A 13,373-nucleotide genomic window follows, 5' to 3' on the forward strand; every position below is an offset into this window, starting at 1 on the left:
GCTGGGGTGGACGGTTCAGCTGAACTGCCTCACTGCGACGATGCCGACGAGACCGATGAGGACGGCGGCGGCGACCGCGACGATGCCGACGGTACCGAACAGGCCGTCCTCTTCGGTATCGCTCATCTCGTCGGATTCGCCCATGTCGTCATTCATGTCATCGTCCATCGAGTCGTCGTCCATGGAGTCGTCGTTCATATCATCGTCCATCGAGTCGTCGTCCATGGAATCGTCGTCCATGGAATCGTCGTCCATGGAATCGTCGTCCATGGAATCGTCGTCCATGGAGTCGTCGTCCATCGAGTCGTCGTCCATGGAATCGTCGTCCATGGAATCGTCGTCCATGGAATCGTCGTCCATGCCGTCGTCCTGAATCGTCAGGGCTGGGCCGCCGGCGTCGACACCGCCGGCTGCCGCGCCAGCGCCGGCGACCGCGCCGACGCTGCCGACGAGTAGGGCAATCACGACCAGTACTCCAGTGCGTGTCGTCGTTCGTAACATCGCACGTAGGCCGACTCGAGGCTCCCTAAAGGGCGTTTTTCGAACTCCGATCGGACTTCCTGTCGGATCCGTTCGAACTCCGTTGGGATGCGTTCGCTTGCGTTCGACATCCGCTGCAATTCCGTTGCAATTTCACGCCGCCGTCGTGCGATTTCCAGTTTCCTGGCTCCCTGGTACGGCGGGGTGGTGGCGCGCTTGGGAGCCGATCCCGGCGGTCACAGCGGGCCCGCCTGGAGCAGGCATAACAGGTTTCCTCCGGCGTGGTGATGATCTCGTATGGTCGATACTACCGTCGACATCGTCCTCTTCGAGGGGTTCGACGAACTCGACGCGATCGGGCCGTACGAAGTGTTCGAGAACGCCGCCCAGGCCGGCGCCGACCTCGAGACGCGGCTGGTGACGCTCGAGGAGACCGACATCGTCACGGCGAGTCACGACCTCCGGGTCGAACCCGAGGGGACCCTCGACCAGCCCGATATCCTCGTCGTCCCCGGCGGCGGCTGGACGACGGCCAACGAGGGCGTCCGCGCGGTCGTCGACGACGGCGCGCTCCCCGACGCGGTCGACGCGGCCTACGCCGACGGCGCGACCGTCGCCTCGGTCTGTACCGGCGCGATGATCCTCGCCGAGGCGGACCTGCTCGAGGGCCGTCCCGCAGCGACCCACCCGGTCGCGGAGGACGACCTCGAGGCCCACGCGGCCAACGTGGTCGACGAGCGCGTGGTCGACGACGGCGACGTCCTCACTGCGGGCGGCGTCACCTCCGGGATCGACCTGGCGCTGTGGCTCGTCGAACGCGAGTTCGGTGAAGACGTCGCCAGCGCGGTCAGCGAGGAGATGGCCCACGAGCGCCGCGGCGAGGTGTTCAGCTAGTCGTCGGTTCCGTTGCGATCGTCTTCGCACGATCGCGGGTGTGAGTTGATCACTTTTCGATCGAGTCGGTGATTTGGTTTTCGTGAGTGCAGCGAGCACTCGAACGTCGAACCACGCGAAAGCCCTCGTCGCTGTCGCGGTCGCTGAGACGACCACGCGCTGCGCGACAGGGTTGTCGGCGAAGTCGACAACCGAGAACGTGGTCGTTCGAGACGCCGAAGGCGTCTCGTCATGACGAGAGACCGAAGGTCTCTCCAACCACGGCGTAGCCGCCACGCACGACTCCCCCTTTCAGTCCGCCGGAAGACGCACGTCTTCCGTGCCTTGGCTCGCTTCGCTCGCCAAGACGCCAGGGACCACAACCTGCCCTTCCCCGGGTCGCACGGCCCCACCCGTGATTTGCGGTGCGCGCTCTCGGCCTTGGCGCGCTGGCGAGGGGTTTGAGCAGATGCGATGACCCCTCGCTTACCCGCGAGGGACGAGTGAGCGAGTCTAACGAGCGAACGAGTCGGCTGGGGAGGATGAGGACGTGGGTGGGACTGAAAGGGGCCGGCCGTCTCGAGGAAGATGGGCGACGTAAGCACCGGAACGAGCGTCGCGAGTGAGGCGCGCAACGAGCCCCTCGACTCGAGACGGCCGGGGGCTTGCACCGTGTTGTGGTTCCGTTTTCAGACGGCCGTTCCGCAGTCACCTCGATTCCACCCACGATCAACTCACACCCGAAATCGATCACGACGGCGGACCGTTGCGGCCTGGGGCGCGTATCTGGCACCAAACGGCTATCCGTCGCGAGGGGGTAGCCTGCCCCACATGAACGCAGTGTTGTTCGACATGGACGGCGTCCTCGTGAACAGCGAGGACTACTGGACGACGTTCCAGCGCGAGGAGATCCTTCCCGCGGCTGTCCCCGATCGGGACGTCGACGTCGCCGAGGTCACCGGGATGAACTACCGCGAGACCTACGACTACCTCGAGTCCGAATACGGAACCGCAATCTCTCGGGAGGCGTTCGAAACCCGGTTCGAGGAGACCGCCCGCGAGATCTACCGCGAGCACGTCGACCTCCTCGACGGACTGGAGGGGGTGCTCGAGCAACTGGACGAACGCGGCGTCGCCGCGGCGGTCGTCTCCTCCTCTCCGCACGCGTGGATCGATATCGTCCTCGAGCGGTTCGATCTCGAGGGGACCTTCGACGAGGTGGTGAGCGCGGAGGAGATCGACGCCCGGGGGAAACCCGCGCCGGACGTGTTCGAACACGCTGCGAGCGAGGTCGGCGTCGCGCCCGAGGACTGTGCCGTCGTCGAGGACTCGGAGAACGGCGTCGCGGCGGGGGCCCGGGCCGGCGGGTTCGTGGTCGCCTACCGGATCGACGCCCACGACGATCTCGACCTCTCGCCGGCCGACGCAATCGTCGATTCGCCAGCGGAACTGCGCGAGGCGGTGCTCGAGGCCGTCGACTGACTGTCCGTCACCGGGCGATCGTTCACACCTCCGCGAGCGAGTCGTACTGCTCCCAGCAGGTACACTCGAGGTCCTCGAGGGACGTGATCTCCTCGGGGAGGTCCGTGAGCCGCATTCCGTCGTCGACGTCGGGACAGTCGTTCGTGTGGTACGAGAGGTCGTCGCCGGACATGATGGGCATACGCGCCTGTAGTGCTGGTCGCCCCAAAAGCGTCGAGGCCGACGACGACGCTCGTGACAGTTCCGGAACGGATTTCGCGGTCGGCCCTCGCAGACGGTGACGCCGCCGGGGAGGCCGCCGAAAGCGGTTAGACGACGTCGACCGTCCGTCGCTCTTCGGTCGGCCGGAGCGGTTCCTCGGGGAAGGCGACGCTGACGGTGAACTCGAGCGTCTCCGCGTCGGCACCGAAGACGGCGACGGGAACGGTTTCCTCGCCTCGCAGATAACAGGCCGTACTCGTCATCTCGACCCCGTTGACGGTGACGCGAATCCCCGCGCGGGCGGGTTCGCCGACGTTGCGAACCGTCACCTCGCGGACGTCGTTCTCGCCGGCCGCGATCGAGTCGGGGAACGCGCCCCAGTCGATTTCGACGGTCGGGAGCGACTGTGCACCCTCGTAGACGCCTTCGGCGACGCCCTCGGAGAGGCCGGCGTCCACGAGTCCGGAAACGCCGGCCTCGACGACGTCGGCGGGCGTCGCCAGCCCCTCTTTGGCGAGTTTGCTGGCTCGTCCGGCGGCGACGCCGTCGATGGCCGTCAGACCGACCGCGTCCCCGGCGACGCCGTTCTCGATGCGAGCCTCGACGCGGCGTGCGAGGTTCGCGGCGTGTGCGCCGGCGAACCGGTCGAGAAAGGCTCCCAGCGCCGAGACGAGCCGCGTCGCGTTGCGCCGGATCACCCAGGCGTCGCTGCGGAGTTCGGCGGGGATCCGGCCGTCGGCCGCGCTCCGCAGGATCGCGAGCACCTTCCGCTCGCCGGCATCGAGGTCCTCCGTGTCGACGCCGACCAGCACCGCGCTGATCGCGTCGCGTTCGTCCTGGCGGGCCGACACCGAGTCGAACTCGTCTGCGGTCGCCACCGCCTCGAGGACGTCGTCGGTCTCGAGGGCAGTCTCGCCGTCGCTGACTCGATCGGCGAGGTCGGCGAACGTCGCCGCGGTCTCGAGGCGCAGGTAGTACTTCGAGGCCAACACGCCGCGGGCCGTCGCCTCGATCGAGAGGTCGCCGGACTCGCCGGTCTCGACGAAGCCCCGCTCGACGAGGTCCTCGAGGCAGTCCCGGACGCGCCCGCGGAGGTTGGGAAAGTCGTACGCCTCGGGTTTGGACTGGCCACGCACGTAGTAAAAGGTCGTCTCGAGCCAGTCCATCACGTCCTCTAAGTCGGTGATCGTCCCCATCGCGATCTCGGCGTTGAGGTGGGTCTCCAGACTTTCGGCGAGGCGGGACTCGATCTCCTTGCCCTCGTTCAGCAGGCGACGGTACTTGTCGGCCTCCGCCGTGTCGCAGACGATCCAGCCGTAGCCGACCTCGTCGTAGCCCGGCCGGCCCGCGCGTCCGAGCATCTGGAGGACGTCTAGGGGACTCATGTCGACCTCGCCCTCGAGGGGGTCGTGGAGCTTCGTGTCGCGGATGACGACGCAGCGGGCGGGGAGGTTCACCCCCCAGGCCAGCGTCGAGGTCGAAAAGAGGAGTTCGACGTGGCCTTCCTTGAACCACTCCTCGACGAGGTCCCGATCGTTCTTCGAGAGGCCGGCGTGGTGGAAGGCGACGCCGTCTAACACGGACTGGCGGAGGGTGTCGTTCTCGAGTTCCTGGGCGTCGGTGTGGAAGTCGTACTCCCCCCTGACGCCCATCGGAACGTCGCGTTCGGCGATCTCGTCGCGGGCCGTCTCGGCCGCTCGCACCGTATCCTGTCGCGAGGAGACGAACACGAGCGCCTGGCCGTCCTCCCGGAGGTGCGGCTCCGCGAGATCCAGCGCCCGGTAGAGTCGGCGGTACTTGTCCGCGAAGGAGTTCTCGCCGTGCGTGTAGGTCTTGACGCCCGCGTTGAGGTCGACGGGGCGGTACTCCTCGCCGAACTCGAAGGTCGTCTCGTCGGGCGCGTCGAGCCACGCCGCCACGTCGTCGACGTTGGGCATCGTCGCCGAGAGCGCGACGATCCGCGGGTCACAGAGCCGTCGCAGCCGGGAGATGGTCACCTCGAGCACCGACCCCCGCCGATCCGCGTCCAGCAGGTGGACCTCGTCGATGACGCAGACGTCGACGTCGGTGACGAAGTCGTAGCGCCGGGAGTCGTGTTTGCGCGTCGCCGAGTCGAGTTTCTCGGGGGTCATCACGAGGATGTCGGCGTGGCGGGCGCGCCGGGGGTTCAGGTCCCGCTCCCCGGTGACGACGTACACCGAGTAGTCCAGTTCCTCGAAGCGGTCCCAGTCGTCCTCCTTCTCGTTGGTCAGCGCCCGCAGCGGCGCGATAAATAAGGCGGTGCCGCCGTCCGCGAGCGTTTTACAGATCGCCAGTTCCGCGAGCGCCGTCTTGCCCGAGGCCGTCGGCGCGCTCGCGACCACGTTCTCCTCGGACTCGAGCAAGGCGGGCAGCGCCTCGCGTTGCATCCGGTTGAACTCCTCGAACGCGAAGGCGTCGGCGAACTCTGGCAGAACCTCGGCGACCTCCATCAGACGGATACGGGAAGCGGGCGATGAAAGGCGTTTCCTTCGCGGCCGGTCGAACCGTCGCGGCGAATCCGCGTCGCTCTGCCCCGTTCGATGCCTCCGAATCGGCGTCTCGTGTTCACCGCGACCCCGCTACGGTCGCGATCAGTGCGCCGGTGGTGGCGAACACCACCGGGAACAACACGCCGCCGAGGAGGATCGCGGAGCCGAGATCGGGACCGGTCGCTCCCGAGGCGATGATGCCGAAGAACTCCCCCTGCGCGCTCGACTCGGTGACGACTGCACCGATTCCGAGGACGAGGGCGTAGCCGATCGCGGTCGGCGCGCCGACGAGGGCCGCCTCGCCGAGGTCGCGCGCGCCGAGTCGTCGGGCGAGCAACGCGCCGATCCCCAGCAGGACGACCGGCGGGACGGCGTACAGCAACGCGACCCGCGTCGCCTCGGACTGGGAGATGAAGTCGATCGTCGCCGTACCGCCCAGTCCGCCGAGGGAGCCGCTCGCCTCGATCTCGACGAGGTGGGCGTTGTAGAAGTACCAGGCGACGCCCTTCCACTCGGGGACGTTGCCGGCGAAGCTCGCGCGGACCTCGCTCCCGACGAGCACGTACGTCACCAGGTAGCCGAGCACCGCGGCGATTGCGCCCAGCCCCGCGCTTGCGGCGACGGCCGACTCCCGCGAAACCGACCCCTCTCGCGTCGCTGATCGCTGGTGTGACATCGTCGCGAGGTTCGCGCCGTCGCGTGATGGGTTTTGTGTTCTGCGCGCCGCCGTCAGACCGCGGATTCGTCGCTCGCGACCGCCGCGAGCTGGTCGCTCAGGATGCTCGAGGCGCGTTCGGGTCGCGGAACGTGCTCGAAGGTGAGTTCGGGGTCGCCCGAGCCGGCGGTGAAGACGGTCAGGTCGCCGTAGCCCAGCGCCCGGCCCAGCATACTCTGGTTCAGGCTGGTGTTCTGGACGCGCTCGAGGCGAAACTGGGTGACGTCCCGGGAGATCACGCCGCGTTTCTTGTATAGCTCCGTGGAGGTGATCACGTAACGGGTGTTCGTCCAGAAGAGATAGCGAATGCCCGCGAACGCGACGCAACCGACCACGAGGACGGCCCCCAGGATCGCCGCGAGGGTCCCGCCGTCGGTCAGCCCCCAGGCGGTCACGCCGACGCCGGCGATCGCCGTGATCACTGCGATCGGGAACCCCGGACCCAGTTCGATCGGGTGGGGCCGGCTCTCCCAGACGAGTTCCTCGTCGTCGCTGATGTGGAACCAGTCCGGGGTGGTGCTGAACGCCATCGGTCTCGAGCGCCGCTATCACGCTGGCTGCCGTAAAGCTATCGGGGGTACGGGGTCCTTACTCGGCTCCCGTGGCGCGCGACGCCGCGGGCGGCCTAGTCCGCGGCGTCTGCGGTCGCGCTCCGGACCGCGCGGTCGTTCATCCCATTCGCGGTCTCGTACCAGTAGTACCAGCCGAGTCCGATCGCGGCGGCCACGTTCGAGACGGTGACGGCCCAGAACACGCCGACGACGCCGAGGCCGAGGGGGTAGGCGGCGACCGCGGCGACGGGGAACCGCACGAGCCAGTACTGCAGCAGGGTCGCGACGAGGCTCGTCCGGGTCCGCCGCGCGCCGTTGAAGCCGGCCTGCAGGAGGTAGGTCGCACCGATGGCCCAGTAGCCGTAGGCCAGAATCCGCAGGTACTCGGCGGCGAGTTCGACCTCCGCCGGTGTGGCGTCGGGGACGAACAGCACCGACAGCGTCTCGGGGACGATCCACTGGATCGCGCCGACCAGACAGAGCACGCCGCTCGCGATGGTGACGCCGATCCAGGTCGTTCGCCTGGCCCGCTCGGGCAACCCCGCACCGAGGTTCTGTCCGACCATGCTCTGGGCGGCCTGCTGGAGGCCCATCGCCGGGACGAACGCGATCGTCGCGACCCGGGCCCCGATCGTGTACGCTGCGAGTCCCGCCGCGCCGCCGACCAGCGTGACCAGCCAGATCATCCCGACGCGGGCTGACTGACTCGAGACGTGCTGGCCGGCGGTCGGCCAGCCGATGTCGAGGATTTCGCGCCAGTCCGAAAGCGAGACCGCACAGTCCGCACGCGAGAGGACGAAGTCCTCGCGGCCCCGAAGTGCCATCGCAACCCCCACCAGGAGGCCGACGCCGTAGCCGATCGCCGTCGCCAGCGCGGCCCCCGCGACGCCGAGTTGGGGGGCACCCCACCAGCCGAAGATGAGGAACGGATCGAGGACGACGTTGACCGCGACCGCCACGGCGTTGATGTACAGCGCCGCGCGGGTATCGCCCCAGCCGACGAACCCCGACTCGAGCGATTCGCTCGTACACAGCACGATAAACGCGACGCCGTACATCGCGAGGTAGGCCGCGGCGTACTCGGTGACGGTCTCGCCCGCGCCGAAGACGGCGACGACCTCGTGGGCGAACCCCAGGACGGTCAGGCCGACGAGCGCGCCGGCGACGAAGCCGACGATCGTTCCGTTGAACGCGGCCCGGCGACCGTTCGCGAGGTCGTCCGCGCCGACCCGCTGTGAGACCAGCACCTGGGTGCCGACGCTGGTCCCGATCGAGACGGCGGCGAGCAGGCCGGTCAGCGGAAAGGTCAGGCCGACCGCCGCGACGGCCTCGAGGCTGTGGCGGCCGAGCCAGAGCGTGTCGACGACCTGCTGGGCGACCTGCACGAGGTTCTGGACCAAAAGCGGCGCGGCGAGGACCGCGAGCGCTTTCGGGATCGAGCCACCCGTGAGTTCCTCGCGGTCGAACTCGATCATACGTCGTAGGATATAACCAAGTACAATAAACGTTGTTCTCGTCGTCGGCCGGACCGATCACAACGACTTTTCACCTCTGCCCGTGACGTGTGTGTATGAGCAGCGCCCGCAAGCCCGACTGGCTGAAACACCGGCCGCCGTCGGGTCGGGAGTTCGCCGACATCCGCGAGACGCTGCGCGAGCACGACCTCCACACCGTCTGCGAGGAGGCCAACTGCCCCAACCTGGGCGAGTGCTGGTCCGGACGGAGCGGCGGGGCCGCGAACGGTGACCGGGGAGGGACGGCGACGTTCATGCTGATGGGCGATCGCTGCTCGCGTGCCTGCAACTTCTGTGACGTGCAGACGGGCGGGATGGAGCCGCTCGACCCCGACGAACCCGCGAACGTGGCCGAGGCGGTCGCCGAAATCGGCCTGGATTACGTCGTACTCACCTCCGTCGACCGCGACGATCTGCCCGACCAGGGCGCGGGCCACTTCGCCGAGACCATCCGCGAGATCAAACGGCGACATCCGGGCATCCTCGTCGAGGTGCTGATCCCCGACTTCCAGGGCGAAGAACACCTCGTCCGGAAGATCATCGACGCCGAACCCGACGTGATCGCCCACAACGTCGAGACGGTCGAACGCCTCCAGTGGCCCGTCCGCGACCGTCGCGCGGGCTACGAGCAGTCTCTCTCGGTCCTCGAGCAGGTCGACCGCGAGTCCGACATCTACACGAAGACCTCGATCATGCTCGGTCACGGCGAGTACGACCACGAGGTCTACCAGACGCTCGCCGACTGTCGGGAACGCGGCGTCGACATCGTGACGCTGGGCCAGTACCTCCGCCCCTCGCGAGACCACCTCGAGGTGCAACGGTACGACCACCCGCACAAGTACGAGACCTGGCGTCGCGTCGCCGAGGAAGAGTTAGGCTTTCTCTACTGTGCGAGCGGTCCCATGGTGCGTTCGTCGTACAAGGCCGGCGAACTGTTCGTCGACGCCGTCCTTCGCGACGGCAAAAGCGTCGCGGAGGCGCGGGAACGCGCGCGCGTCGACGCCTGACCCGTTCGAGACCCGTTCTGGTGACGTCGAACGGCTACGGCGATCGCTCGAAGCGCTACTCGTTCTGGACGAACGCGCCCGAACAGTCGTACTCGAGCAGCGTGTACCGGGAGACGTCCGGTTCCTCGTCGTCCAGGTCGGCCGTGTCGGTCATCCCGTAGATGGTCAGCGACTCGAGTTCCTCGTCGCCGTCGTGATCGGCGTTCCACCGCTCGCAGAGGTAGCTGGCGTAGTAGGATCGGTGGTTCTCGTTGCTGGTGGAGCGCATACTCGCGAGGTACTTGCGCTCCCGCGACGTGTCGAACCGCTGGTCGACGTTCGGCGGCCGGTCCAACGAGACGTCGGTCCCGTCCCGGAGGTCGATCTCGGTTCCGTCGGCTAACTGTCCCGGCACGACGAGCCATCGGGTCTGGGTGACCGGCTCGGGGGCGAACAGCTGCCAGTCCTGGTCCGCCTCCACGGTCTCGAGGACCTCTTCGGCAGGATCGGGGACCTCGGCGTAATCGACCGCCTGCGCGTTCGAGAGGACGACGAGGACGAGGAAGAACCAGGGGACGACCGTCTGGAAGGCGGTGCGGCCGGTAGCCCGAATCCAGTCGCGGTTCGGGACCGACGGGAGCGCGGCCCGGGCCGCGCTCGAGAGCGGCGACGCCGGCAGGGTGGGTGCCGTCCGCTGGAGGCGCTCGAGTCCGACGCGGAGGCGGTCCGCGATGCCGACGCGGGTCGCCAGCCCGATCGCACCGTCCCAGAAGACGGGCGGGTAAAACGCGAGCAGCGCAGCGACGACGATCAGCGGGAAGACGTCGATCCGGATCGTCACGAACATGCCGAGGTGCATCCCGACGAACAGCGTGGTGAACACCGTACGACGAACCCCCGTGAGCACCACGAGCAGCGGGGCGAGCAGGAGCAGCCCCATCCAGGCGTAGCCGAACAGGCCCAACAGGGCGTGGTGGTCCGCGAGGACGGGTCCCAGGAGGTAGGTGTACTGATCGGCCTGGAACGTGTGGACGACCGCCTCTCCCTCCATCCAGAGGTCGCCTCTCGTCTTGTGGACGGCGTTGACCACGTACATGAGCACCACCTGTGCGAGCAGCGCCATCGTCCCGATGGAAGCCACGGTCGTCCGGTCGCGGTCGAGTCGGCGGGCGTCGATCGACCACCGCTCACCCAGCGGCAGGAAGATGCTCCAGAAGAGGAGCATCCGCAACAACACGTCGCCCCCGTGGAGGATCATGGGGTTGCGGACGTGCAGCGAGAGCAACAGGAGCCACGAGACGATCGTCGCGATCCGCGTTCGATAGCCGACCAGCAGCGCGAGCGCGAACACCCCTGCAACGAGGAACAACAGCGCCTGCACCCACGCCTCCCCCGAGAGGGCGTGTAGCGAGTAGACTGACGAGTAGTCGGCGAAGAGCGCCTCGAGCGGGAGCACGCCGTCGTCCGTGTAGAACGTACTGAGATCGCGTGCTCGCAGCAGGAGGTCGAGTATCAGCAGTGCCCCGAGCGCGATTCGGAGCGCGGCCAGGCCCCGGAGATCGATCGCGATGCGTCGCTGGAATCCCCGTGAAAGCCGATCCAGTGCACCTGCGAGGCGGTCTCGTGCGGTGGAGGAACCGATAGCGGAGGGCCGAGTCATCGTCGAGCGTAACGCACCCGACTCGCGTGTTGGTAGGCATAGGCTTTTTGAATGCTGATAGTTCCGTTTCAGCAATGTTTCGGCAGCGCGGCGGCCGATGTTGCGAATTTCAACATCGATGGCCAAAATCGGACAAGAATACCCAGCTTGGCTCCGATCGAATGGCAAGAATCTCGCTAATAGTAAACCACTTTGGGAAACTCCTTTATCCTGAGCGATAGTTCATACGGGTATGCCCAGGAGGGTCTACCCGTGAGTACGTTACAGCGCGACCCCCGACAGCGAGTACAGGTCTTAGACGAGGCGGGTCGTGTCGTCGAGGGTGCCGAGGTGCCGGATCTCGAGCCGAACGAACTCGTGGAGATGTACGAGCAGATGCGCCTGGCGCGCCACTTCGACGAGCGCGCGGTGAGTCTCCAGCGCCAGGGGCGGATGGGGACGTATCCGCCGCTCTCGGGCCAGGAGGCCTCACAGATCGGCAGCGCCCACGCGATGGCCGAGGAGGACTGGGTGTTCCCGAGCTATCGCGAGCACGGCGTCGGCCTCGCCCGCGGGATGAGCCTCGAGCGGACGCTGTTGTACTGGATGGGTCACGAGCAGGGCAACGCGATCCCCGAGGACGTCAACATGTTCTCGGTCGCGGTGCCGATCGCGACCCAGATCCCCCACGCGACGGGTGCCGCGTGGGCCTCGAAGCTCAAGGGCGAGGAGAAGGCGTTCGTCTGTTACTTCGGCGACGGCGCGACCTCGGAGGGGGACTTCCACGAGGGGCTGAACTTCGCCGGGGTCTTCGACACGCCGACCGTCTTCTTCTGTAACAACAACCAGTGGGCGATTTCGGTCCCGCGGGAGCGCCAGACCGCGAGCGCGACGCTCGCCCAGAAGGCCGAAGCCTACGGCTTCGAAGGCGTCCAGGTCGACGGAATGGATCCCCTCGCAGTCTACAAGGTGACCCGCGAGGCCGTCGAGAAGGCCAAGAATCCCGAAGCGTTCGAGGACGACGCGGCCGGCCACGCCAGCCGGCCGACGCTGATCGAGGCCGTCCAGTACCGGTTCGGCGCACACACGACCGCCGACGACCCCTCCGTCTACCGCGAGGAAGAGGAGGTCGAACGCTGGAAGCAGAAGGACCCGATTCCGCGCCTCGAGACGTACCTGCGCTCGCAGGGCATCTTAGACGACGAGCGGGTCGACGCGATCGAAACCCGCATCCACGAGGACGTCGCCGACGCGATCGAGGCGGCCGAATCCTACGACCGGCCGGAGCCCGAGGAGATCTTCGCTCACGTCTACGAGGGAATGCCCGAACGGTTACAACGCCAACTCGAGTACTTCGAATCGATTCGCGAACGCCACGGCGACGAGGAACTTCTGGAGTGATACCATGGCTGTAGACTCCGAAACCACGATCGACGCGGACGCCGAGACCGAGAACCTCACCCTGGTCCAGGCGGTTCGGGACGGCCTGCACACGGAGATGGAACGCGACGAGGACGTCGTCGTCATGGGCGAGGACGTCGGGAAGAACGGCGGGGTCTTCCGTGCCACCGAGGGGCTGTACGACGAGTTCGGCGAGAACCGGGTGATCGACACGCCGCTCGCGGAGTCGGGCATCGTCGGGACGGCCATCGGGATGGCCGCCTACGGACTGCGGCCGGTGCCGGAGATCCAGTTCCTGGGCTTTATCTACCCCGCGTTCGACCAGATCGTCTCCCACGCCGCACGGCTGCGGACGCGCTCGCGCGGTCGGTTCACCTGTCCGCTGGTGATTCGGGCACCCTACGGCGGGGGGATCCGTGCGCCGGAACACCACTCCGAGTCGAGCGAGGCGATGTTCGTCCACCAGCCCGGCCTGAAGGTCGTGATGCCGTCGACGCCCTACGACACGAAGGGGCTGTTGACGAGCGCGATCCGCAGTCCCGACCCCGTCGTCTTCCTCGAGCCGAAGCTCATCTACCGGGCGTTCCGCGAGGAGGTCCCCAGCGAGTCCTACGAGGTCCCGCTGGGCGAGGCCGCCGTTCGCCGCGAGGGCTCGGACGTCTCGGTCTACACGTGGGGGGCGATGACCCAGCCGACCCTCGAGGCCGCCGAGAACCTCGCGGGGGAGATCGACGTCGAGGTCGTCGACCTGCGGACGCTCTCGCCGCTCGACGAGGAGACAATCGTCGAGTCGTTCGAGAAGACCGGCCGCGCGGCGGTCGTCCACGAGGCCCCCAAGACGGGTGGACTGGCCGGCGAGATCATCTCGACGATCCAGGAACAGGCGCTGCTCTACCAGGAGGCACCGATCGAGCGCATCACCGGCTTCGACACGCCGTTCCCGCTGTACGCGCTCGAGGACTACTACCTGCCGGAGGCCGCCCGCATCGAGGACGGCATCCGGGACGCCGTGGAGTTCTAG

General features: G+C 67.4%; 12 protein-coding genes. 5 read left to right on the plus strand and 7 right to left on the minus strand.

Going from position 1 to position 13,373, the window contains the following annotated elements; all coding sequences use genetic code 11:
• Positions 1 to 15: 15 nt before the first annotated feature.
• Positions 16 to 465: a hypothetical protein gene (locus TX79_RS18770; RefSeq protein ID WP_049929191.1), complete on the minus strand. Its 450-nt coding sequence runs from the start codon at positions 463 to 465 to the stop codon at positions 16 to 18.
• Between the two features lie 312 nt (positions 466 to 777).
• On the opposite strand from TX79_RS18770, the gene TX79_RS18775 reads away from it, so the two are divergent.
• Positions 778 to 1,374: a DJ-1/PfpI family protein gene (locus TX79_RS18775; RefSeq protein ID WP_049929192.1), complete on the plus strand. Its 597-nt coding sequence runs from the start codon at positions 778 to 780 to the stop codon at positions 1,372 to 1,374.
• An 810-nt stretch (positions 1,375 to 2,184) separates the two neighbouring features.
• A complete protein-coding gene (locus TX79_RS18780; protein ID WP_049929194.1) occupies positions 2,185 to 2,835 on the plus strand; it encodes an HAD family hydrolase in 651 nt (216 codons plus the stop codon).
• Positions 2,836 to 2,857: 22 nt separating this feature from the next.
• Here the strand turns inward: TX79_RS18780 and TX79_RS19790 are convergent, their stop codons facing one another.
• The 5 genes from TX79_RS19790 to TX79_RS18800 form a co-directional block, all read right to left on the minus strand.
• Positions 2,858 to 3,016 (minus strand): hypothetical protein, encoded by a 159-nt coding sequence (locus tag TX79_RS19790; protein WP_195892537.1) that lies wholly within the window; start codon positions 3,014 to 3,016, stop codon positions 2,858 to 2,860.
• A gap of 127 nt (positions 3,017 to 3,143) precedes the next feature.
• Positions 3,144 to 5,507: a DEAD/DEAH box helicase gene (locus TX79_RS18785; RefSeq protein WP_049929195.1), complete on the minus strand. Its 2,364-nt coding sequence runs from the start codon at positions 5,505 to 5,507 to the stop codon at positions 3,144 to 3,146.
• 115 nt (positions 5,508 to 5,622) lie between these two features.
• Positions 5,623 to 6,222, minus strand: coding sequence for a hypothetical protein (locus TX79_RS18790; protein WP_049929197.1), 600 nt, complete (start codon positions 6,220 to 6,222; stop codon positions 5,623 to 5,625).
• Positions 6,223 to 6,275: 53 nt separating this feature from the next.
• On the minus strand, positions 6,276 to 6,791 hold the full coding sequence (locus TX79_RS18795) for a PH domain-containing protein (protein WP_049929199.1): 516 nt from the start codon (positions 6,789 to 6,791) through the stop codon (positions 6,276 to 6,278).
• A gap of 95 nt (positions 6,792 to 6,886) precedes the next feature.
• Entirely contained in the window at positions 6,887 to 8,287 is a 1,401-nt protein-coding gene (locus TX79_RS18800; RefSeq protein ID WP_049929200.1) for an MATE family efflux transporter, read from the minus strand.
• 95 nt (positions 8,288 to 8,382) lie between these two features.
• On the opposite strand from TX79_RS18800, the gene lipA reads away from it, so the two are divergent.
• Positions 8,383 to 9,333 (plus strand): lipoyl synthase, encoded by a 951-nt coding sequence (gene lipA / locus TX79_RS18805; RefSeq protein WP_049929201.1) that lies wholly within the window; start codon positions 8,383 to 8,385, stop codon positions 9,331 to 9,333.
• 55 nt (positions 9,334 to 9,388) lie between these two features.
• On the opposite strand, the gene TX79_RS18810 is transcribed toward lipA, so the two are convergent.
• On the minus strand, positions 9,389 to 10,972 hold the full coding sequence (locus tag TX79_RS18810; RefSeq protein ID WP_049929202.1) for an HTTM domain-containing protein: 1,584 nt from the start codon (positions 10,970 to 10,972) through the stop codon (positions 9,389 to 9,391).
• A 252-nt stretch (positions 10,973 to 11,224) separates the two neighbouring features.
• Here TX79_RS18810 and pdhA point away from each other — a divergent pair, with 252 nt between their 5' ends.
• Together pdhA and TX79_RS18820 are read left to right on the plus strand one after the other, a co-directional pair.
• Positions 11,225 to 12,352: a pyruvate dehydrogenase (acetyl-transferring) E1 component subunit alpha gene (gene pdhA, locus TX79_RS18815; protein WP_049929204.1), complete on the plus strand. Its 1,128-nt coding sequence runs from the start codon at positions 11,225 to 11,227 to the stop codon at positions 12,350 to 12,352.
• 4 nt (positions 12,353 to 12,356) lie between these two features.
• Positions 12,357 to 13,373: an alpha-ketoacid dehydrogenase subunit beta gene (locus TX79_RS18820; protein WP_049929205.1), complete on the plus strand. Its 1,017-nt coding sequence runs from the start codon at positions 12,357 to 12,359 to the stop codon at positions 13,371 to 13,373.

Source organism: Halopiger goleimassiliensis, from assembly GCF_000455345.1.
GTDB classification, from domain to species: Archaea; Halobacteriota; Halobacteria; order Halobacteriales; family Natrialbaceae; genus Halopiger_A; species Halopiger_A goleimassiliensis.